The 21,911-nt window shown below is 62.2% G+C and carries 18 protein-coding genes; 14 read left to right on the top strand and 4 right to left on the bottom strand.

Annotated elements, in window-relative coordinates:
• Positions 1-11 precede the first annotated feature (11 nt).
• The 10 genes from HRQ64_RS13065 (at position 12) to HRQ64_RS13015 (ending at position 10,293) form a co-directional block, all read left to right on the top strand.
• Entirely contained in the window at positions 12-1,619 is a 1,608-nt protein-coding gene (locus tag HRQ64_RS13065) for a peptide chain release factor 3 (RefSeq protein WP_349236707.1), read from the top strand.
• Complete coding sequence (locus HRQ64_RS13060) at positions 1,616-2,821, top strand: SAM-dependent methyltransferase (protein WP_172123606.1); 1,206 nt, start codon at positions 1,616-1,618, stop codon at positions 2,819-2,821. The genes HRQ64_RS13065 and HRQ64_RS13060 overlap by 4 nt, the downstream gene beginning before the upstream one ends.
• Complete coding sequence (locus HRQ64_RS13055; protein ID WP_127753490.1) at positions 2,818-3,138, top strand: 2Fe-2S iron-sulfur cluster-binding protein; 321 nt, start codon at positions 2,818-2,820, stop codon at positions 3,136-3,138. The genes HRQ64_RS13060 and HRQ64_RS13055 overlap by 4 nt, the downstream gene beginning before the upstream one ends.
• Before the next feature lie 187 nt (positions 3,139-3,325).
• Positions 3,326-4,720: a siroheme synthase CysG gene (cysG, locus tag HRQ64_RS13050; protein ID WP_172123605.1), complete on the top strand. Its 1,395-nt coding sequence runs from the start codon at positions 3,326-3,328 to the stop codon at positions 4,718-4,720.
• A 2-nt stretch (positions 4,721-4,722) separates the two neighbouring features.
• Positions 4,723-5,046: a DUF2849 domain-containing protein gene (locus tag HRQ64_RS13045; protein ID WP_172123604.1), complete on the top strand. Its 324-nt coding sequence runs from the start codon at positions 4,723-4,725 to the stop codon at positions 5,044-5,046.
• Positions 5,033-6,691 carry a nitrite/sulfite reductase gene (locus HRQ64_RS13040; protein ID WP_172123603.1) on the top strand — a complete coding sequence of 553 codons (1,659 nt, stop codon included), beginning with the start codon at positions 5,033-5,035 and terminating at the stop codon, positions 6,689-6,691. The genes HRQ64_RS13045 and HRQ64_RS13040 overlap by 14 nt, the downstream gene beginning before the upstream one ends.
• Complete coding sequence (locus HRQ64_RS19970) at positions 6,678-7,952, top strand: phosphoadenylyl-sulfate reductase (RefSeq protein WP_210258552.1); 1,275 nt, start codon at positions 6,678-6,680, stop codon at positions 7,950-7,952. Before HRQ64_RS13040 ends, HRQ64_RS19970 begins: the two co-directional genes overlap by 14 nt.
• 143 nt (positions 7,953-8,095) lie before the next feature.
• Positions 8,096-9,124 carry an NAD(P)/FAD-dependent oxidoreductase gene (locus tag HRQ64_RS13025; protein ID WP_172123602.1) on the top strand — a complete coding sequence of 343 codons (1,029 nt, stop codon included), beginning with the start codon at positions 8,096-8,098 and terminating at the stop codon, positions 9,122-9,124.
• Entirely contained in the window at positions 9,124-9,444 is a 321-nt protein-coding gene (locus HRQ64_RS13020; protein WP_172123601.1) for a 2Fe-2S iron-sulfur cluster-binding protein, read from the top strand. Before HRQ64_RS13025 ends, HRQ64_RS13020 begins: the two co-directional genes overlap by 1 nt.
• Before the next feature lie 84 nt (positions 9,445-9,528).
• Positions 9,529-10,293 carry an EAL domain-containing protein gene (locus HRQ64_RS13015; protein ID WP_172123600.1) on the top strand — a complete coding sequence of 255 codons (765 nt, stop codon included), beginning with the start codon at positions 9,529-9,531 and terminating at the stop codon, positions 10,291-10,293.
• Position 10,294: 1 nt separating this feature from the next.
• Here HRQ64_RS13015 and HRQ64_RS13010 read toward each other — a convergent pair whose 3' ends face one another.
• Positions 10,295-11,305, bottom strand: a complete 1,011-nt coding sequence (locus HRQ64_RS13010; protein ID WP_172123599.1) for a TIGR01620 family protein — start codon at positions 11,303-11,305, stop codon at positions 10,295-10,297.
• Positions 11,302-12,750, bottom strand: a complete 1,449-nt coding sequence (locus HRQ64_RS13005) for a YcjX family protein (RefSeq protein WP_172123598.1) — start codon at positions 12,748-12,750, stop codon at positions 11,302-11,304. Before HRQ64_RS13005 ends, HRQ64_RS13010 begins: the two co-directional genes overlap by 4 nt.
• 191 nt (positions 12,751-12,941) lie before the next feature.
• Here HRQ64_RS13005 and HRQ64_RS13000 point away from each other — a divergent pair, with 191 nt between their 5' ends.
• On the top strand, positions 12,942-14,921 hold the full coding sequence (locus HRQ64_RS13000; protein ID WP_172123597.1) for a PhoX family phosphatase: 1,980 nt from the start codon (positions 12,942-12,944) through the stop codon (positions 14,919-14,921).
• 41 nt (positions 14,922-14,962) lie between these two features.
• Here the strand turns inward: HRQ64_RS13000 and metA are convergent, their stop codons facing one another.
• Together metA and HRQ64_RS12990 are read right to left on the bottom strand one after the other, a co-directional pair.
• Positions 14,963-15,883, bottom strand: coding sequence for a homoserine O-succinyltransferase (metA, locus tag HRQ64_RS12995; protein ID WP_172123596.1), 921 nt, complete (start codon positions 15,881-15,883; stop codon positions 14,963-14,965).
• 66 nt (positions 15,884-15,949) lie between these two features.
• A complete protein-coding gene (locus HRQ64_RS12990; RefSeq protein ID WP_172123595.1) occupies positions 15,950-16,816 on the bottom strand; it encodes an ATPase in 867 nt (288 codons plus the stop codon).
• Positions 16,817-17,058: 242 nt separating this feature from the next.
• Here HRQ64_RS12990 and HRQ64_RS12985 point away from each other — a divergent pair, with 242 nt between their 5' ends.
• The 3 genes from HRQ64_RS12985 (at position 17,059) to HRQ64_RS12975 (ending at position 21,900) form a co-directional block, all read left to right on the top strand.
• Positions 17,059-18,381, top strand: coding sequence for a flagellar hook-basal body complex protein (locus tag HRQ64_RS12985; RefSeq protein ID WP_172123594.1), 1,323 nt, complete (start codon positions 17,059-17,061; stop codon positions 18,379-18,381).
• Positions 18,382-18,444: 63 nt separating this feature from the next.
• Entirely contained in the window at positions 18,445-20,277 is a 1,833-nt protein-coding gene (gene flgK, locus HRQ64_RS12980; RefSeq protein ID WP_172123593.1) for a flagellar hook-associated protein FlgK, read from the top strand.
• Positions 20,278-20,289: 12 nt separating this feature from the next.
• Positions 20,290-21,900, top strand: coding sequence for a hypothetical protein (locus HRQ64_RS12975; protein WP_172123592.1), 1,611 nt, complete (start codon positions 20,290-20,292; stop codon positions 21,898-21,900).
• Positions 21,901-21,911 lie beyond the last annotated feature (11 nt).

Raw genomic sequence — 21,911 nt, 5'->3', positions numbered from 1 at the left:
GCCCCACCCCGATGACTATGCCGACCCTGGCGCCCGAGCTTTCGCCGCGCGCCGTCTCCACCGAAGCTTACCGTACGCGCCGGACCTTTGCGATCATTTCGCACCCTGACGCCGGCAAGACGACGCTCACCGAGCGCCTGTTGGCGGCTGCCGGTGCCATTCAGCAGGCCGGTGCCGTGCGCGGCAAGGCGGGGCAGCGCTCCACCCGTTCGGACTGGATGGAAATGGAGCAGCAGCGCGGCATCTCCATCACCTCCTCGGTGATGACCTTTGAATATGACGGGCTGACGCTCAACCTGCTCGATACGCCAGGCCACTCCGACTTTTCGGAAGACACCTACCGCACCCTGACGGCGGTGGATGCCGCGATCATGGTGATCGACGCGGCGAAAGGTATCGAATCGCAGACGCTCAAGCTCTTTGAAGTGTGTCGCCTGCGCGATATTCCCATTATTACCTTCATCAACAAGGTGGACCGCGAAGGGCAAAGCCCGCTCGATCTTATCGATGAGATCCAGAGCAAGCTGGCGCTCGATCTGACCCCAGTGCTGTGGCCGATCGGGCAGGGGGTGGATTTCGGCGGCTATATCGACTTGGTCGAAAAGCGGGTGGTCAACCCGCAGGGCAAGACCATTGCCGAGTTTGACGAACTCGAAGACCTGCTCGACAACGATGCCCTGATCGACAATCCTGTGTTCATGGCGGCGCTGGAAACGCTCGAAATGGCGCGCGCCATGTTGCCCGCCTTCGATCTCGACACCTTCCACCAGGGTCACCTCAGCCCGGTCCTTTTTGGCTCGGCCCTCAAGGGCGTCAGCGTTGCCGAACTGCTGCGCACGCTCGGTGACTGGGGCCCCGAGCCGCGGCCCCAGCCGGCTCTGCCCGCGCCCATCGCCCCGGCCGATAAAAAGGTCACCGGCTTTGTGTTCAAGGTGCAGGCGAATATGGACGCGAACCACCGCGACCGTATCGCCTTTGTGCGCCTGTGCTCGGGCAAGTTCGAGCGCGGCATGCGCCTCAAGAATGTGCGCTCGGGCAAGGATATGGCCGTTTCCAACCCGATGTTCTTTTTCGGCAATAATCGCGAGCTGGCCGAAGAAGCGGTGGCGGGCGATATCGTCGGCATCCCCAATCACGGCACGCTTTCGGTGGGGGATACGCTCACCGAAGGAGCCGCGATCAACGTCACCGGCATTCCCAATTTCGCGCCCGAAATCATCCGCCGCGTCCGCCTGACCGATCACATGAAGACCAAGCAGATGAGCAAGGCGCTGTCCGACCTTGCCGAAGAAGGCGTCACACAGGTGTTCCGCCGCATGGTGGGCGCCGACTGGATCGTGGGTGTTGTCGGCCAGCTGCAGCTCGAAGTGCTTTCCGCCCGGGTCGCCAAGGAATATGGCGTGCCGATCACCTTTGAATCGCTGGGCTATGAAGTGGCGCGCTGGGTTGAAAGCGACGATCCTGAAGAGCTCAAGCGTTTCATCGCCGCCCAGAAGGTCAACATGGCCGAAGACCGCACCGGAGCCCCGGTGTTCCTCGCCCAAAACGCCTGGTGGGCCGATCGCGCCAAGCAGGATTGGCCCAAGATCCGCTTCCTCACTACCAAGGAACGGCATTGACCACTTCCGAGCGCATTGAAGAGTTTCTGGCTGCCGTTAAGAGCGCGTTCATAAGCGGTTCATTGTTGCGGCTGAAATTGGGCGGCTACCAGGGCGGCGAGCCTGACCTCAAATCCGTCGAGGTCAAGAAGATCGTTGCTAAAGGGGTGGAGAAGTTCAGCTTCACCTTCCACTACAAAACGCGTGACATCATCAAGAACCAGACCCAGCCCGAAGCACTCGCAACGCTGCGCGCGGGACTTAAGGCCGAATTCCGCAGCGCCCAGCTCGCCACCACCGAGTTCGACATGAGCTTTGAGCGCACTGGCGATAAGGTGCGTCTCAAGCGCACCGAGGTCGCGGGGCGGGAAGCGGCTCCAACCGAGCACAACCGCGCCAAGAACCGGCCGCTGACCCAGACCGACAAGCCTTATCTCAAGGCGCTCGGGATTGCCGGCAAGGACGGGACCGTGCGCAATGATGCGCAGGACAAGTTCAGGCAGATCAACAAGATGGTGGAGATCTTTGCTCCACTGATTCAGGGGATCAAGGCCGACGCACCCCGCATCGTCGATATGGGCGCGGGGAAGGGCTATCTCGATTTTGCGCTATACGACTTTCTTGCCGGGCAGGGGCGTCCGGCCGAGATCGTCGGCGTTGAAATGCGGCCCAAGCTGGTTGAAGACGGCAATGCGACCGCGGCGGAATCGGGTTTTACCGGCCTCAGCTTCGTGCCCGGAACGATCATGGACTATGACGCCGGTGGCGCCGATGCCGTGATCGCCCTGCATGCCTGCGACACCGCCACCGACGATGCAATCTACAAGGGCATCAAGGCTGGCGCTGCGCTGATCGCGGTGGCCCCTTGCTGCCACAAGCAGATCCGGCGGGAAATGGAAGCCGGTCAAGCCGACGATCGGCTGGGCGTGCTGCTGCGTCACGGCACGTTCCTCGAGCGGCAGGCCGAGATGGTCACCGATACGCTCAGGGCCTTGCTGCTGGAGCTCAGCGGGTATCGCACCAAGGTCTTCGAGTTCGTTTCGGATGCCCATACGCCCAAGAACAATTTGATCGTGGCCGAAAAAGATGGTCGTGCGGGACGCGACCGCGACACGATCTTGCGCCAGATTGCCGACACCAAAGCCATGTTCGGCATTCGCCAGCATTATCTCGAAACCCTGCTTCACTCCGACGCCCAAACACAACAGCCTGGATCGCCATGACCAAGATCACATTCGTTCAGAAGGACGGGGAACGCATCGAAACCGAAGCCCAGAACGGCGCGACGGTGATGGAGGCGGCCATCATGAATGGCGTGCCGGGGATTGTGGCCGAATGCGGGGGCGCCTGCACCTGCGCCACCTGCCATGTCTATGTTGACCCGGCCTGGGAAGAAACTGTCGGCGGGCCCTCGGCCATGGAAGAAGACATGCTGGACTTCGCCTTTGACGTGAAGCCCTCGAGTCGGCTTAGCTGCCAGATCAAGGTACGCGATGCCCTTGATGGCCTGGTCGTGCATGTTCCGAGCCGCCAGGGCTAGGATTTCCCGCCGCGCAATTTTCGCGCGAGAGCGTTTCGGCGCATTATTTTGGCCCGGCTCTGGTCGGGCCTCTTTCCCTGTTCCAAGCGTAGGCGCCGCAGGGAAAAACCCGGCTTAACTGCACCCCGGGGCCTGTTGCCGCTGGGCGGGATGGGCTAATTTCCGGGCGTCTACAGTCAGGGTTGAAATGGGTCGCCTCAACACATTTCCGTTGAGCTTGAAAGTGCAGGGTCGTCGCATCGTCATTGTTGGCGGTGGCGAAGAAGCCCTCAACAAAGCCCGGCTCGCTGTTAAGACTACCGCGCAAGTCGTGATTGTCTCTCCTCATCTGGAAGCAGACTTCTCAGCCCTGCCGGTTGAGGTTCTTGAGCGGCGGTTCCAACCGTCCGACCTCGATAACGCCGCGATGGTGTTTGTGGCGGACCATGGGCCTGATGCTTCGGTCGCACAGGATGCAGCTCGGGCTCGCAATATTCCGCTCAATGTCGTTGACATTCCGGGCGAATGCGACTTCTTCACGCCGGCCATCATCGATCGTGCGCCGCTGACCATAGCCATCTCCAGCGAAGGGCGAGCGCCCGTGCTTGCACGTCTGGTGCGGGCGCGCATCGAGGCCGTGCTGTCGCCGCGGCTGGGGAATTTGGCGAGTCTTGCCGGTGGTTTACGGCACCGCGTTGAGAGCTTGATTCAGGATGGCGCCGCCCGGCGCCGGTTTTACCAGGCGCTGGTGACCTCTCCCGAGATCGAGCGGGCGGAAGCAGCCGGGCACGGTCATGAAGCGGCCGAGAGCCTGCTGGCCGCGCATGTCGAGGCGGGCAGCGGGGCCGGCGTGGTCTGGCTGATCGGGGCAGGGCCCGGATCGGAAGATCTACTGACCTTGCGCGCGCAGCGGCTGCTGCAGGATGCCGATGTGATCGTGCATGATCAGCTCGTGCCCGATGTGGTGGTGCAGATGGCACGCCGCGATGCCGAGCAGATCGCCGTTGGCAAGGCCAAGGGGCATCATTCCTTTTCGCAGGCGCAGATCAATACGCTGCTGGTGCGGCTGGCCAGCGAAGGCAAGCGCGTGGCGCGCCTCAAGTCGGGCGACCCCATGGTGTTTGGCCGGGCTGGGGAAGAGATCGCCGCGCTCCGCAAGGCAGGGATCGCCTATCAGGTGGTGCCGGGCGTCAGCGCGGCGCTGGCCGCTGCGGCCGATACGGCAACGCCAGTGACCCTGCGCAAGGTGTCGAGCGGCTTCATCATGGCAACGGCACACGGCGCCGAGGATGATGAATTGCAGCATTGGGCTTTGCTGGCCGGGGCTGGCATGACCCTGGGCCTTTACATGGGCAAGTCGATTGCCGGCGAAGTCGCAGCCCGGCTGGTGGCGCATGGCGCGAGCGAGACGCTGCCGGTCGGTATCGTCGTCAATGCCGGCCGGGCGAGCCGCACCCTTTATTCCGGCACGCTCGGGGCCCTGGCGGCCAACCAGCTCGATTTTGCGGATGGGCCGGCGGTTATTCTGGTGGGTGAGGCTGTGGCTGAAGGCGACTGGGCGGAAGCCGCCCAGATGGCCGCTTCAAGCTTCAAGGTGGCATGACAATGGAAATCATTACCGGCAACGAGCTGCTTTCGGGCGGCACGGTTTATCTGGACGCGCAAGGCCACTGGGTCGAGCAGCTGCAAGCGGCGCGCCTCTTTGACAAGAGCGAGAGCGAAGCGCGCGACGCAGCCATTGCCGCGAGCAAGGCAACGGGCCGGATCGTCAGCGTTGAAGTCGAGGACGTCAGCGTGGAAGCGGGGCAGATCGTGCCCAAGCGCCTGCGCGAGCGTATCCGTGCGGCGGGGCCGACGGCGCCGCTGACCTTGAAGGGCGAGATCTATGATCGCCAGCATCTGAGTGAGGACGGTCATGTATCGATATGACGAATTCGACGCGGCCTTTGTGCAGGGCCGTACCGCTCAGTTCGCCGATCAGGTGAAGCGCCGCATTTCCGGCGAGCTCAGTGAAGACCAGTTCCGGCCGCTGCGGCTGATGAACGGGCTCTATCTGCAACTGCACGCCTATATGCTGCGCGTCGCTGTGCCGTATGGCACGCTGTCATCGCGGCAGCTGCGCAAGCTCGCCCATATCGCGCGCACCTACGACCGCGGCTATGGGCACTTCACCACGCGCCAGAACATCCAGTTCAACTGGCCCAAGCTCCGCGACATTCCGCAGATCCTGGCCGAGCTGGCATCGGTCGAGATGCACGCGATCCAGACTTCGGGCAATTGCATCCGCAATGTCACCACGGATCAGTTCGCCGGCGCCGCTGCCGACGAGATCATTGATCCCCGCCCGGTCGCCGAAATTATCCGGCAATGGTCGAGCCTGCATCCCGAGTTTTCCTATCTGCCGCGCAAGTTCAAGATCGCGATCACGGGGGCGCGGGAAGACCGTGCCGCCATTCGCTTTCACGATATCGGCCTGCAGGCCGCAGCCAATGCTGCCGGCGAAACGGGCTGGGAAGTCTGGATCGGGGGCGGGCTCGGGCGCACCCCGATCACCGGCAAGCTGATCAACAGCTTCGTTCCCAACGAGCACCTGCTGGCCTATCTGGAATCCATCATGCGCGTCTACAACCGCTATGGCCGGCGGGACAACAAGTACAAGGCGCGCTTCAAGATCCTCGTCCATGAAGAGGGTCTTGAATCCATCAAGGGCCAGGTGGAAACCGAATTTGCCGAAGTGCGCGGTGGCGTTCTGACCCTGCCGCGGGAGGAGCTCGACCGCATCACCGCTTACTTCTCGCCGCCGGCCTTTCGGGAGCAGGGTGCCGTGCGCATTGATGTGGAGCGCGAGAAGATTCTCGATCCCGCTTTTAGCCGCTGGCTCGAAAACAACATCCATTCCCACAAACAGCCCGGCTATGCCTGCGTGACTGTGTCACTCAAGCCCGTGGGCGGAGCGCCCGGCGACGCCACCGATGCGCAGATGGAGGCCGTTGCCGATCTGGCCGAACGCTATTCCTTTGACGAATTGCGCGTGACCCATGAGCAGAACCTCGTTCTGCCCCATGTCGCGGTAGCCGATTTGCGCGCAGTCTATGATGGGCTGGTGGAGGCCGAGTTGGCCGACGGCAATATCGGGCTCATCACCGACATGATCTGCTGCCCGGGCCTCGATTTCTGCGCCTTGGCCAATGCGCGCTCCATCCCCATCGCACAGGCGATCTCGCATCGCTTCGCCGCGCCCGAACGGCAGCGCGATATCGGCGAGCTCAAGATCAAGATTTCAGGGTGCATCAATGCCTGCGGGCACCACCATGTGGGTCATATCGGCATTCTGGGGGTCGAGAAAAAAGGCGGCGAACTCTACCAGATCACGCTAGGCGGCGACGCCACCGAGTCCGCGGCCATCGGCAAGATCCTGGGCCCGGGCTTTGAGGCCGACGAGGTGCCCGGCGCCATTGAAACGCTGGTGGACACCTATCTCGCCAACCGCCAGGGCGGCGATGAAAGCTTCATCACCGCCGTGCGGCGGTTGGGGGAAGCCCCGTTCAAGGAGGCCCTTTATGGCGCTGCCTAAGATCCTGGTTGAACCCAAGCCCGACAAGCTGCGCGCGCTGGGCATCGTTGCCCTCAACGGCATGTTCGATGACATGGATGCGCTCGGCGTGTTGCGTTATGCGGCGAGCGAAGTGCTGCCGGGGGACCTCGCCATCGTGTCATCCTTTGGCGCAGATTCGGCCGTGCTGCTGCATGTGGCGGCGCAGGTTGATCCCTCCATCCCGGTGTTCTTTCTCGAAACCGGCAAGCACTTTGCCGAAACCCTCGAATATGTCGAGACGCTCAAGCGCCATCTCGGGCTGATCAATGTTTCCGCCGTGCTGCCTGACCCCAGCGATCTCGCCCGCTTTGATCCGGATGGCAGCTTGTGGGAGAGTGATCCGGACTCCTGCTGCCACATCCGCAAGACCGAGCCGCTCGAGCCCATCACTGAACGCTTCGGCGGCTGGGTGACGGGCCGCAAGCGCTTCCAGACGGTCGAGCGGGGCGTGCTGCCGCATTTCGAGCTCACCAGCGACAACCGCATCAAGGTCAATCCGCTCGCCTATTTCAGCGATGCGGATGTGAACCAGTACAAGATCGAGCATGGCTTGCCCGAGCACCCGCTGTTCGCTAAGGGCTACAAGTCGATCGGCTGCGCACCCTGCACCTCGGCGGTTGCCGAAGGGGAGGATCCGCGTGCAGGACGCTGGCGTGGCCTCAACAAGAAGGAATGCGGCATCCATTTCGACTTCAACGGAGCCATTGCCAATCCCATGACCTCTCCTGCTGCCCCGCTGACGCTGTTCAAGGATGGCGCGTTTATTGCGGATCCATTCAGGGCTTGGGGCGAGGGCGATGAGCCATCCAGTGCCCGCTACAAGCATGTCCCGTTTGCCGCTTTTGTAGCGAACCGGGCCGCGTTCCTCGCCAACCCGCACCCTCTGGGGCTGCTGATTGTGCCGGGCGACAAGGTGGAAGAGGTCGCTGGCGATCTGGGCCGCTTTGCTTCTGTCGCGGTGCAGTTTCCGGCCTTTACCGACGGGCGGGGCTATTCCACCGTGCGCCTCCTCAGCGAGCGCTACCGTTTTGCCGGTGAGATCCGTGCCGTAGGCGATGTGCTGCAGGATCAGATCCCGCTGATGCGTCGTTGCGGAGTTAATGCCCTCGTTGTAACCCATGAGCCAACCCGGCAGGCTCTGCTGGAGAACCGGCTGCCCGAGATGGATATCTTCTATCAGCCGGTGGGGCAGGCCGAAGTGCCGATTGGCACTCGACCCTATCTTCGCCGCGTCTCCTGAGGTAAGTCGAGCATGCTTATCAGGATTGGCGGCACAAGCGGCCGATCCTGACCCCATGCGTCATGACCTGTGAGCGCCCCTGTGCCCGCAGGCGATCCGAAATTTGAGAGCAGGCGCCAAGCCGAAGCGGACTTGAGAACAGTATGAGCGGAACTGAAATCACCACCGATGTTGTTGTGATCGGCGCGGGCCCTTGCGGGCTCTTTGCCGCCTTTGAGCTCGGTTTGCTGGATCTCAAATGCCACTTCATCGACATTCTGGATCGGCCGGGCGGGCAGTGCGCCGAGCTGTATCCGGAAAAGCCGATCTACGACATCCCGGGCTTCCCGGTGATCACGGGCCAGCAGCTCACCGACAATCTGATGGCGCAGATCGCGCCGTTCTCGCCTGAGTTCCACTTCAACCGGATGGTCAATTCCATCGACAAGCAAGCCGATGGCTCGTTCCGTCTGGTGACCGATGCTGACGAGGTCTTCAACACCAAGGTGGTGGTGATCGCCGCCGGCGGTGGCTCGTTCCAGCCCAAGCGCCCGCCCGTCGAAGGTATCGAAGCTTTCGAGAACAAGTCGGTGTTCTACTCCGTGCGCCGCATGGACGATTTCCGCGGCCAGGATGTGGTGATTGTTGGGGGCGGCGACTCCGCACTCGATTGGACGCTTAATCTGCAGCCCATCGTCAATTCTCTGACCCTGGTGCACCGCCGCCCGGTGTTCAAGGCAGCGCCCGCTTCGGTCAACAAGATGCAGGAGCTGGTGGCCGAGGGTAAGATCAACTTCCTGACCGGCCAGATCGCGAAGCTCGATGGCGAGAACGGGCAGATCAACCATGTGCATTTGACCACCAGCGCCGGCGATCTGTCGGTACCCGCGACCCGCCTGCTGCCGTTCTTCGGACTGACCATGAAGCTGGGCCCGGTGGCCGACTGGGGGCTCGAGCTCAACGACAACACCATCGTGGTCGACACCGAAAAGTTCGAAACCTCCGTACCGGGCATCTTCGCCATTGGCGACATCAATTCCTATCCCGGCAAGCTCAAGCTGATCCTGTCGGGCTTCCATGAGGCTGCTTTGATGGCGCAGGCGGCCAAGGCCATTGTTTCGCCCGGCGAGCGCGTGATCTTCCAGTACACCACCAGCTCCACCAAGCTGCAAAAGAAGCTGGGCGTCGCCTGATGGAAATCCATGTCACGGATCAGGCCGGGGAAACCCATACGCTGGAAGGGCTCGAAGGCTGGCGGGTGATGGAAGTCATCCGCGACTGGGGGCTCAACATCAAGGCCGAGTGCGGGGGCGCACTCAGCTGCGCCACCTGCCATGTCTATGTCGACGCCGATTGGCTCGAAACTGTCGGTCCGCCGAGCGACGAAGAAGAAGACATGCTCGACAGCGTCGGGGATGTTCGCCCCAATTCACGCCTGTCGTGCCAGATCCTGATGGATGAGGGCCTCGACGGGCTCAAGGTTACGCTCGCGCCAAGTGCAGCCAAGGAATAACTCTGTTGCTGTTGGCGGTTGTTTAACTTCTGGCGCAGAACAGTAGTGGTGCGTCGTTACAGTCCTGCACCACGAGTTTCCCAAATGAGCGCAACTTCATGCGAGGGCTGTCGCAATGCCGACGCCAATGCATTTTCGATCCCCTTCACCATGGCGTTCCAGCCCATCGTCGATGTTCCTGCCGGCAAGATCTGGGGCTATGAAGCCCTGGTGCGCGGCGTGGGCGGGGAAGGGGCGTTCCAGGTCCTGAGCCAGGTCAACGAGCAGAACCGCTACGCCTTCGACCAGGCCTGCCGCGTCAAGGCAATCGAGTTGGCCGGCCCGAAGCTGCGCGACAGCGACGCCAAACTGAGCATCAACTTCATGCCCAATGCGGTCTATGAGCCGAAGGCCTGCATCCGTGCTACCCTGGCAGCGGCCGCAAGGACGCAGTTCGATCCTTCCCGGCTGATGTTCGAATTCACCGAAAATGAGCGCATGGATGATGTCGCTCATGTCAGCCACATCGTGGCCGAATACCATCGCATGGGCTTCACCACGGCGCTGGACGATTTCGGCGCCGGCTATGCGGGGCTGTCGCTGCTGGCCCAGTTCCAGACCGATCTGATCAAGCTGGACATGGAATTGCTGCGCGGCATCGGCAGTTCGAAGGTCAAGCAGGCCATCGTGCGCGGTCTTGCGGGTATCGCCGCCGAACTCGACATCACCCTGCTGGCTGAGGGCGTTGAGAGCGCGGAGGAACTTGCGGTGTTGCGCGGCATGGGGATCCGGCTGTTCCAGGGCTACTATTTCGCCCGCCCACAGGTCGAAATTTTCCAGGGCTTCAGCGAGTTGGCCAAGGCCGCTTAAGCTATTTGGCGGCGTCCCCGGCCAGCTTGGTAAGCTCGGGGATGAAGTCGCGCACCATGGGCTGGGTCTGGGTCTTGAAGGGCAGGGGGCGGACGACGCGGATGGCTGCAATGCCGACCCGAACCGTCATCAAGCCATTCACAACGCCCTCACCCAGCCGGGCGGAGAGCTTGGCGGCCAGCCCTTGGCCGATCAGCTGCTCAACTAGCCCGTCGGTCAGCACCAGGCCACCCGTCACTGCCAGATGGGTGAGAACGGCGCCCAGCAGGCGCCAGGAGCCAAAGAAGCCCGGGCGGGCGCCATAGAGCCGGGCGATCGCCCCGGCCAGCCGGAAGCTCTCGTAGACAACGAAGGCGACATCGACCAGCGCCCGGGGCGATACGGCGGTGACCAGCGCAACCCGTCGCGCGGAGGCCGCAGTGAGTGCTTTGGCGCGCGCATCGAGCGGCGCCATCAAGCTGCGCTCGCCAAGCGCGATCATCTCGTGGCCATCAAACAGATGCGGCAGGTTTTCCGCCACGGTTTGACGGGAGCGCGCAAGATCGGCTCGGTCGGCATAAACGGCTTCGAGCCGCTGCAATGTGCGCTTGGCCTCATCGGCATCATTGCTGGTAAAGGCGCTGTCGGCGTCATGCCGGAGGGCATCGAGGACGCGCAGGCGGCGCAGGGCGAAGACTTCGCGGGCCGCAAGGGCGATGACGGCCATAACGAAAATCGCGAGGGCAACCAGGCCCGCATAGCCCAGCCAGAGATTGCTGGCGAAGAGATCACGGATCAACCGATCTGCGGCCAGGCCCAGCCCCGCTGACACCAGGATGCTGCCGGCGCCCCAGGCGAGCTTGCCCCAAAAACCCATCGTCTTGATCGGTGGAGCAACAAGGTCTTCCTCAAGGCTCGGATCGAACTGGGGCTCGGCGACGACAACGTCGGCCGGAGCAAAGGCGCGCGGCGCGCGGCTGAGTTCGGGCGTCTCACTGGGTTGATTGGTGGGATAAGCGACCGGGCGTTTCATGCCAGACGGTCTCCCAGCAGGAAGTCGAGAGCCCGGTCGAACCGGATATGGGGGAGCACCACGTCGCCGCTGGAATTATGCTCGAGGTTGCGCGGCGGGGTGAAGCGCAGGAAGTTCAGTGACACCGGCCCGCCATCGGCAAAGAGGGAATCCGGACGGGCGGGCAGATCGCCCGGGAACAGCGCGATCTCGGTCATGCCATCATAGCGGGTGCCATCGAGCTCCTCGCCGGCCATGGGGGTGCCGATGATGGTCGGCAGGGTTTCACCGCCTTCGGTTATCGTGCCTTCGCGGGTGGCGCGGATGGCTGCGAGGGCAATCGAGCGCGATTGCGCCCCGGCAAAGCGCGCCCGCTTGCTGGCATCGGCGACCAGGCGGTTGAGGATGGCTTCGAGCCGATCGTGGCTGGTGTGATGGACGTGATCGGCTTTGGTGGCTGCAAACAGGATGCGATCGATCTTGCGGGTAAAGGGACGCAGCAGCGGGTTGGTTTCGCCCTGCCGGAAGCAGGAAAGCACAGCCGTCAGTGCCGTCTCGAGATCGGCAACGGCAGCGGGTCCCGCATTGAGGGCGCGCAAGGTGTCGACGAGGACGATCTGGCGATCGAGCCGGGCAAAGTGCTCGCGAAAGAACGGGCGTACCACCTGGTCCTTATAGGCCTCATAGCGGCCCGCCAGCATGGCATAAAGGCTCGAGCTGCGCGCCCCAGCAGTCAGCGGTAGCGGCGCAAAGGTCAGGGCGGGCGAGCCTTCGAGGTCGCCGGGCAGCAGGAACCGGCCTGGCGGCAAGGTCGATAGCGCATCGTCCTCGCGGCTGCGGCGCAGATACTCAGTGAAGGCGGCGGCCAGCCGTTCGGCCTCCAGGTCGTTAGCCGCCGACATAGGGTCAGTGGCGGCCAGTAGTTCCAGGAACGGGCCGGCCTGGCGGAGCGAAACAGGCCGCTGTGCGCGCTCGAGCGCTTCCCGGCTCCAGTCCTCAAAGCTGAGCGCCAGCAGCGGCAGGTCCAGCAGCCACTCGCCGGGGTAATCGACAATGTCGAGGTTGAGCGTGCGCGCGCCTCGCATTCCCGACAGCCAGCCGGCCGACTGGTATTTCAGCACTAGCCGCAGTTGCGAAATACGCCGGGTCCCTTCGGGCCAGAAAGGTTCGCGGCTGGTGAGGGATTCCAGATGCTGCTCATAGGCAAAGCGCGGGATGGTGGCTTCAGGATATTCGGCCAGCCGAGCACCGATGAAGCGCCCCTCGGCCATAACCGCAAAACCGGGAAGGCGCCCGCCGGTGAGGAGGTTATGCACGAGGGCGGTGATGAAGATGGTCTTGCCGGCGCGGCTGAGGCCTGTCACCCCCAGCCGCAGCGTTGGAGTGAAGGCCCCCGTCGCGGAATCGGCCAGATTGGCGAGAGCGATGCCCAGTTCGTCGACAAGGGTAGTGGGCGATCCTGCCACGCGGCTGTTCTCCGGTTCGGCTGCGAACATAGGGTGTTGTGCGGCCCGTTCAAGCCGCTGGGCAGATCACCTGGCGAGCCGCAGCTGTCACCGAACTGTCGTTCGGCCGTCGCGCAACTTTCAGGATGGCTGCTTACAGCTTGGAATGGTTCAAATCTATCCGCGTTCCAGGCTTGTTGAGGAGCTCATCCATGAACGATCAATCCCCTTTCCGAACTTCGCAGCTTGAGGCCGTCGACACAGCGCCACGCAACCCGACAACCAACCCCACTATGGGGGAGTTGATCAGCGCCCGTTTCTCGCGTCGTGGCTTCCTGCAGGGCTCGCTGGCGGTGTCCGCTATTGCCGCAACCATCAGCCCCCTTGCCTTGATGACGGCGGGGAAGGCGAAGGCCGCGGGAGGGTCAGCATTCAACTTCACCGAGGTTGAAGCTGGTATCGACGAGACACACCACGTAGCCGAGGGCTACGACGCCGATATTCTGCTGCGCTGGGGCGACGCCTTGTTCGCGGACGCGCCCGAGTTCAATCCCGCCGCCCAGACGGCGGACGCTCAGAGCCACCAATTCGGCTACAACAACGACTATGTCGGTTATATCCCATTCGACGACTCATCCGAGCACGGTTTGCTTGTGGTCAATCACGAGTACACCAACCCGCACTTGATGTTTCCCGGCATCGTGGAAATCGTGGAGGGCGAGATCACGACCAAGCCGCTCACGAAGGATCAGGTCGACATCGAGCTGATGGCGCATGGCGGCACAGTGGTGGAAATCCGCAAAACGGATGGCAAGTGGGCCGTGGTTAAGGACGGAGCACTCAATCGTCGCATCACCGTCAACACGGAAATGGAAGTCACTGGTCCCGCCGCTGGCCACGATCGCCTCAAGACCAATGCGGACCCCACAGGCACTAAAGTCTTTGGCACCATCAACAACTGTGCCGGCGGCGTAACCCCCTGGGGCACCTACATCATGGCCGAGGAGAACATCCACGGCTACTTTGCCGGAGAACTCGCTCCCGACCACCCGGAAGCGGCGAACTACAAGCGCCTCGGCATCCCCGAAGGCTCTTATGAGTGGGCCAACTATTATGACCGGTTCGATCTGTCCAAGGAGCCCAACGAGCCCAATCGCTTTGGCTATGTTGTTGAAGTCGACGTCATGGATCCCAGCTCCATTCCCAAGAAGCGTACCGCGCTGGGCCGCTTCAAGCACGAGGGTGCAGAGTCCATCATAGCCAGGGATGGCCGGGTAGTGTTTTACCTCGGCGACGACGAGCGCTTCGACTACGTTTACAAGTTCGTAACCGCTGGAAAATTCAATCCGGATGACCGAACGGCAAATATGGACCTGCTCAACGAGGGCACGCTTTATGTCGCCAAGTTCGCTGAAGATGGCACTCTGGTCTGGATGCCGCTCGTGCAGGGCGAAGGCCCCCTCACGCCCGAGAATGGCTTTGCCAGCCAAGCGGATGTGGTGATCGCAACGCGGCTTGCTGCCGATCTGCTCGGGGCTACCAAGATGGATCGTCCTGAGGACATTCAGCCCAATGGCATCAATGGCAAAGTGTACGTGATGTTGACCAACAACACGAGGCGTGAGGCTGGACAGGAAGACGCCGCCAATCCGCGAGCCAAGAACGCTTTCGGCCACATCATCGAGATTGGCGAGACAGACGGCGACTTTGCGGCGACTACCGGGACCTGGGATGTCATGCTCAAGTGCGGCGACCCCTCAGTCGCCGAAGTTGGCGCTACATTCTCGACTGCGACCACGGCAAATGGCTGGTTTGGCATGCCCGACAACTGTGCGGTCGATGCTGCGGGGCGCCTCTGGGTTTCCACCGACGGCAATAATCCGTCGGACACCGGTCGCACCGACGGCTTGTGGGCCGTAGACACCGAAGGCGATGCACGGGCGACCTCCAAGCTGTTCTTCCGCGTCCCGGTAGGCGCCGAGATGTGCGGGCCATTGTTCACCCCGGATGACGAAACCGCCTTTGTCGCCGTACAGCACCCCGCAGATGGTGGTGAGGACTGGGAGGGCTTTGGCCGCGTCTCGTACTACGAGGATCTGTCCACGCGCTGGCCGGACTTTGAAGACGCCATGCCCGTGCGCCCATCTGTGGTGGTGATCACCAAGCAGGGTGGCGGCAAGATCGCCGTATAGGCTAAGTGCGGGGAAGGCGCCTTAGCCTTCCCCGCACTTATTTAGTCCTCCGGCGTGCCGATGTTGCTGAGATCATATGGGGTAGTCTGGTAAATCTCGTTGATCCAGTTCTGGAACAACAGATGGGCGTGACTGCGCCAACGGTTTTCGGGTTCGGCAGATGTGTCGCCGTTAGGGAACAAGTTGGCCGGAGGCGGGGTGTCGAGGCCGGCCTTGCGGTCGCGCTCGAACTCGTCGGCCAGCGAGCGGTTGTCGTATTCCAGATGATTGAGGAAATAGACCGCGCGGTGCTGCCGGTCGCCCAGCATGCTGACCCCGATCTCGCGATTGTCGATCAGGATCTCGAGATTGCTGCCAAGGGTGGTGCGATCGATGTCATTGTAGCGCGACACCGGGATCATCGGACTATCGGAGAAGCCGCGCAGGAACGGCGAGCGCGGGTTGACCACCCGGTGCCGGAACACGCCGAATGCCTTGCTGTCCATGCGATAGCGCCGGGCGCCATGGAAATGGTGCAGCGCCGCCTGCGCGCCCCAGCAGATGAACATGGTGTGGTGGACGTTGGTCTGCGTCCAGTTCATGATCTCGACCATCTCACGCCAATAACGCACCTCTTCGAACGGGATATTGGCGATCGGCGCCCCCGTGACGATGAAGCCGTCGAACTTGCGTTCGCGCACCTCTTCCCAGGTCTGGTAGAAGCTATTGAGATATTCTTCGGAGGTGTTCTTGGAGCGGTGATCGGTGATCCGCACCAGCGACAGGTTGACTTGGAGCGGGGTCGAGCCGATCAGCCGGGTGAACTGGGTTTCGGTGCGCTCCTTGTTGGGCATCAGGTTGAGGAGGCCGATTTCGAGCGGTCGGATATCCTGGCGCGCGGCGCGTGAGGAATCCATGACGTTGACGCCCTCGTCTTCGAGCGTCTTGCGGGCGGGTAGATTGTCGGGAATGCGAATAGGCATAGCGAGCCTCGTAGGGGCAGGAGATCATGGCGATGTCGGCAATGCGCGTCTCCCGGGGGAGGCGCGCTAGCGCATTCGCTGCTCGATCGCCGCGGCCATCAGATCCACAAACCCCTGGCCGTCGCGCACCATGGCGAGGTCAGACGCCTCAACGACATAGCCGTGATTGTCGGCCAGCTGCTGGTAACGCGGCAGCCGGTCATGCAACAGGGCCTCAAAGCCCCAGGCGCCAAAGCCGGCGGGGTCCACGTCACGATCCTCGGTGATGCCGTTCAAGGCTTTGTACTCGGCCCATTTCTCAACCAGAAAGTGCGGACGGTAATACATCGGCTTGGGGTTCTGCTTGAAGCGACGCACCAGTTCGGCTGCGTCCTTGTCGGTGCCTCTGATATAGAGCAGCGCGGTGCTCGCGGCCAGGGTGTTGACCACCGGATCGGCCGGGTCGGCGGGATCGATCACCTCGATCAGCGAGCCGCCTGTATCGGCGATGAAGTCGTTGTAGCCATAAAGGGCATGCGCGCGCTCGATGAAATGGGGCACATCGAGGAGCGCGGCAATCTCGGCCACGCGATGCTGCTCCTGCCGACGCTGGTATTCGTGCAGCGGCAGCCCGCCCGCCTCGGGATTGCCGGGCGTGCCCAGATAGGTCGAGAGCGGATCGAGATTGTCGAAGGTGATGTTGGACGAGATATAGATCGAGTCCGAACGCAGCAGTTCGGCGAGGAACGGCACCTTCATGGCTTCGCGCTTGAAATTGTCGACGATGGCCTCACCCATATAGCGGGTGCCGATGCGGTAATCGGCGGAATAGTGGAACCAGTTCGAGGCGCGCAGCATCGACGCCAGCCGGGTCTTACCGACCCCTGCCATGCCAAACACGGTGACCGCACGGCGCGGGGACTGGATAAACTCGTCGGCGGATTTGAACAGCATGGGTACCGGCAGTCCGAAAGAATTGGGGCGATGGTGGTGGTTGCCCGCGTTTACTGCAACGGCGCCCGCTCCACAAGCACGCGGCAATTCTTGCCGGGTCGTGGGTTGATCATGCCGGGCCTGGCGCCCGAAAGCCGCGCATCTTGAGCAAATCTCCTTGCTTTCCAAGCTTCTGTGTTTTGGCACTCTGCTTGCATTACCAAGGGTGAAGCGCGCAGGCGCAAGGTGTGTTGGAGTTTAGAATGGGAATTTACGGGGCTCTTTCCAGCGCGGTCACCGGGCTGCGGGCACAAGCGCACGCGCTGGAGAATATCTCGGGCAATATCGCGAACTCGCAGACCACGGCGTATAAGCGCATCGAGACCGATTTCGTGGATCTGATCCCGGATGCTCCCACCAAACGGCAGGTTCCGGGTGCGGTACTGGCGCAGTCGCGCGGCACCAACGAGGTTCGCGGCGATATCAAGACGGTTTCGAGTGAGACCTTCGTGGCGCTGAACAGCAATGGCTTTTTCGTTGTCGAGCCCAAGGTTGGGCAGTCCGACGGCAATGCCGTGTTCTCGGGGACCAATTTCTACACCCGGCGGGGCGACTTCGAACTTGACAAGGACGGGCGTCTCGTCAATGGCGCGGGCTATTACCTCAAGGGCCTGCCGGTTGATCGGGCCACTGGGAACGTCTCGGGTTCGGTGCCGGCGCCGATCCAGATCTCCAACGGCTTTCTGGGCGCCCGGCAGTCCAGCGTCATCAAATATGAGGCCAACCTGCCGCAGATGCCGCGTCCGGCGGCTTATGATGGCGCCGATCCAGCCACGGCGCTGATCACATATCCGGTTGCGGATGCTGATCAGTTCGTCTCGGAATCCATCGAAGGCGGCTCGGTCACGCTTTACGCCAAGAACGGTGCTCCCGCCGACGTGCAGTTGCGCTGGGGTAAGGTTTCGCATGCTGATCCGGCAACGCCCGGGAGCGAGGATACCTGGCAGCTGTACTATCTGGGCAACGGGGGTGACTGGGCTGAGGCCGGCGAGTTCTCGTTCGGGTCTGATGGGGCGATGACCGAGCCGACAAACGGCGAGATCACTATCACGGGGCTCAACGTCAATGGCACGCCTATCGGTGATGTGAAGCTGCAGTTCGGCAAGGGCGGCTTGACCCAGTTCGATGACGTGAATGGCACTGCTGACGTGTCGACGCTTAGCCAGGATGGCTATGCCGCGGGTGAGTTCGTGTCGGTGGCGATCAGCGACAGCGGCCGGGTCGTTGCCACGTACTCGAACGGCAAGCGCATCGACGTGGCGCAGGTCGTGACCGCTGAGTTTAACGCCATCAACAAGCTCAAGCGCCTCGATGGTGGCGTCTATGCCACCACTTCGGAATCGGGCGAGGCCATTCTCGATCTTTCCGGCGGCGGCATCATCGGCGGGGCCCTCGAGGCGTCCAACACCGATATCTCGGACGAGTTCACCAAGCTGATCGTGACCCAGCAGGCCTATGCTGCCGGCACGCGCATCGTCAGCACCGCTGACGAGATGCTGCAAGAAGCCTTGAACATGATCCGATAGCCGAGGATCGGAGCGGCGAGGACGATGGATTCGACCTCGCCTGTTTGAACAGGAGCATGCGCCATGGGTCTGACCACCTCCTTGAACAACGCGGTTTCCGGACTGCGGGTGAACCAGGATTCCCTGACCATTCTGAGCCGCAATGTGGCCAACCAGGGCACGCCAGGCTATCACCGGCAGTCGCTCTCCGTTGGCGACTACAACAACGAGAACAGCAGCTATGCGCGTACGCTCGGGACTACCCGGGCGTTCAACACCAGTCTTCAGACCTATTACACCCGCCAGGTCTCTGACACCGCGAACGCCGGGGTTCAGGCAAGCTATCTGGAGCGGCTGGGGGGGCTTCTCGGCAAGCCGGGTAGCGCGGGTTCGCTCGACACGCTTTACGGCCAGTTGCAGAACGCCATGCAGAGTCTCGCCACCAGCCCCGACGACTATACGGTGCGCGCGCAGGCGCTTAGCCAGGCCCAGGCCATGGCTGAAGCACTGAACCGGCTTTCCGGTGATGTCCAGACGATGCGTTCTCAGACAGAAGTCCAGATCGGGTCCAATGTTCAGAACCTCAACGGCATGTTGGCTTCCCTGCACGAGGTCAATACCCGCTTGCTCGATCGCGGCGGCGATGATGCGGCCAGGGCTTCGTTGCTGGACCAGCGCGATCGCCTGGTTTCCTCGGTGGCTGAACTCATCGACGTGAAGGCGGATTACAAGGCTGACGGGACTGTTGCCCTGATGACCGGCTCCGGGGTGGGGTTGGTTGATGGCCGGGCCGCAAGCTTCAGGTTCGATACACCCGGAAGGCTCACGGCTTCCTCGGAGTTCAACAGCGACTCCGCGTTGTCTGGCGTGGGCAAGTTGACCCTCGTGACCGCGTCGGGATTGGAAATCGACGTGCAACGGTCGGGCGGAATCCGGGGTGGAGAGCTTGGCGGTTTGCTGACGCTCCGCGACAAGACCCTCCCGGAGGCGCAAAGTCAGCTGGACGAGATTGCGGCCGGGCTGGCCCAGGCATTTTCGACGGTGCAGACGCCGGGGACAGCGGTGGCGGGAGGCTTTGCTATCGATGTCAGCGGGTTGCAGCCAGGCAACGACTTGCTGCTGAAACTCGAGACCGGTAGCACTTCGCAGTCGATCAAGATCGTCAACACGACAAAGGCTGATGTCGATTACCGCGACGCCTCCGGTGCACGCGTCATCGGCATCGACTTCGCGGCCGGAAGCACTGCTGCCGCTGCGCAGCTGCAGGCGAAATTTGACAGCTTTGCTCCAGGTCCGCTCGTCGCGGTTGCAGTAAGCGGCGCCGGCAATGAAATGACATTCAGTGCCACTGGACCAACCACGACAGTTGCGGGTGTCACCAAGAGGGCAACCTCCAGTGAGCTTCAGGATGGGGGATTGGGTCTGTCCTTGTTCACGGATGGTGCGCGGGCGCCTTTCACCAACAGCGTGGACGGCATGCCCCCCCAGAAGGCGGGCTTTGCCGCCCGCATTTCGATCAATGCAGCAGTGCTCGCAGACAACCGCCTGCTGGTTCAAAGCACGCCGGGCCAGTCGCTCGGGAGCGCCGATCGTGCCAATCATATCCTGGGGCAGCTTGGGAGCATGGATTTTGTGTCCGGGACTAGCAATGGTCGCTTCCCGCTGAACGGCAATGTGGGCGAGCTGATCTCCCAGACTATCGGCTTTCAGGGCAGCAATATCGCCGCCACCATGACGCGCAGCAGCGACAAGCAACTCACCCTCGACACCGTGATGGACCAGATGCAGAGCGAATATGGCGTCAATGTCGACGAAGAGATGTCGCGCTTGCTTGAGCTGCAGAACGCCTACGCCGCCAATGCTAGGGTTGTGTCGGTGGTCAAGGAACTGCTCGACCAACTCTTCGCATCGACCTGAAGGAGACAATAGATGATCGTCAACAAGTCGATGTATCCGGTGCAGACAGGCTTCTCGGTAATCTCCAAGATGCAGAGCAAGATGGGGAACCTGCAGACCCAGCTTGGCACAGGGATGAAGGCGGGCAGCCTGGCTGAAATGGGGCGCGACTTGCCGATGTCCTTGTCCGTTCGCTCCCGCTTGGACAAGATCGAAGGCTATGCCGCCAATATCCAGACCGTGAACCTGCGCCTGAGCTTTCTCGACAAGACCATGTCCCGCTTCGACACTATGGAAGGGGAGGCACGAAATTCCGCAATCCAGGGGCAATACGGCACCAACGATATCAGCATGGCCACGCTTCCGGGCCAGGCAACGGCGCGGTTCGACGAGATCGTCACCCTGCTCAACCAGGACATTGCCGGCCGGTATCTGTTTGGCGGCAATGTGACGGACACTCCTCCACTGCCTGACGCAAAGGTGTTGCTGGAGGGGGAAGGCGGCAGGCTGGGCTTCAAGCAGATGCTTGCCGAGCGCCAGAGTGCGGATCTTGGAGACGGATTTGGCCGCCTCGACTTGCCCGCCGTTGCCGCCGGCAGCGGGGAGGTCGTGGTCGCTCAAGACGGTACGCATCCCTTTGGTTTCAAGCTCTCGACGACATCCACAACGGGTGCTCCCGCTATTGCAGTCACTCAACCCGGAGCGACGGGGCAGGTGAGCGTCAGTTTCACTGCCCAGCCGACCCCGGGGCAGAGCGTAACCATAGGCCTGACGCTGCCTGACGGTACGGAAACGCAGGTTACACTGGTTGCCAGCGCCGAAGATAACCCAGGGCGGGGTGCGTTCAGCATTGATGCCGATCCTGATGTGATGGCGCAAAACTTTCGATCGGCGCTGCAGGGTGCACTCGCGGAGGCGGCTGGTTCGACGCTCAAGGCAGCATCGACCTTTGCAGCGGCGGCAGATTTTTTCAGCGAGAGCGGCGTGCCCCAGCGTCCAGCTGGCGGACCCCCGGCTACGACGCTGGCGGACGCGGACCCCGCTGAAGTGGTGTTCTGGTACCGGGGTGAAAAGGAGGGAGACGCCAGATCCGGCGTCGCCGCTAAGGTGGATGATTCCACCACAATCCAGTATGGGTTACGGGCGACGGAAAGCGGGATCCTCAAGCTGGTGCAGTCCCAGGCGGCGCTGGCCGTAACGAAGTATTCGTCGGAAGCCGATATCCGCGCCAAGCCCGAAAACGAACAAATGCGGGTTGATGCGCACGCGCTGCCGGCGGGCTCGGCTCGCGATGCAGCGCTGGCTGAATATGAACGGGTCGTGGGCTCGCAGTATCAGCAATCGCGCGGTTTGTTCGACGGCATGGCGGATCGTCAGCAGAGCGCGCTGTCGGAAAGCCACAACTCATCGCCCGGCTCGGTCGAGCGGATCACCATGGATCTGGCGATTGCCCGCAATGCGGCCAACAATGCTTCCAAGCGCCACACGGACTACAAAGCCCAGTTGGAGAACATCCTGAGCGATGTGGAAAGCGTTTCCAAGGAAGACGTCGCCATGGAGATCCTCGCGCTGCAGACGCGGCTGCAGGCGAGCTACCAGGTAACCTCCATGGTGAGCCAGCTCAGCCTCGTCAACTTCGTCTAGCTAGGCTTCTC

The organism is Devosia sp. 919, assembly GCF_013185965.1.
Lineage (GTDB): Bacteria > Pseudomonadota > Alphaproteobacteria > Rhizobiales > Devosiaceae > Devosia.
This window is presented reverse-complemented; position numbering and strand designations above follow the sequence as displayed.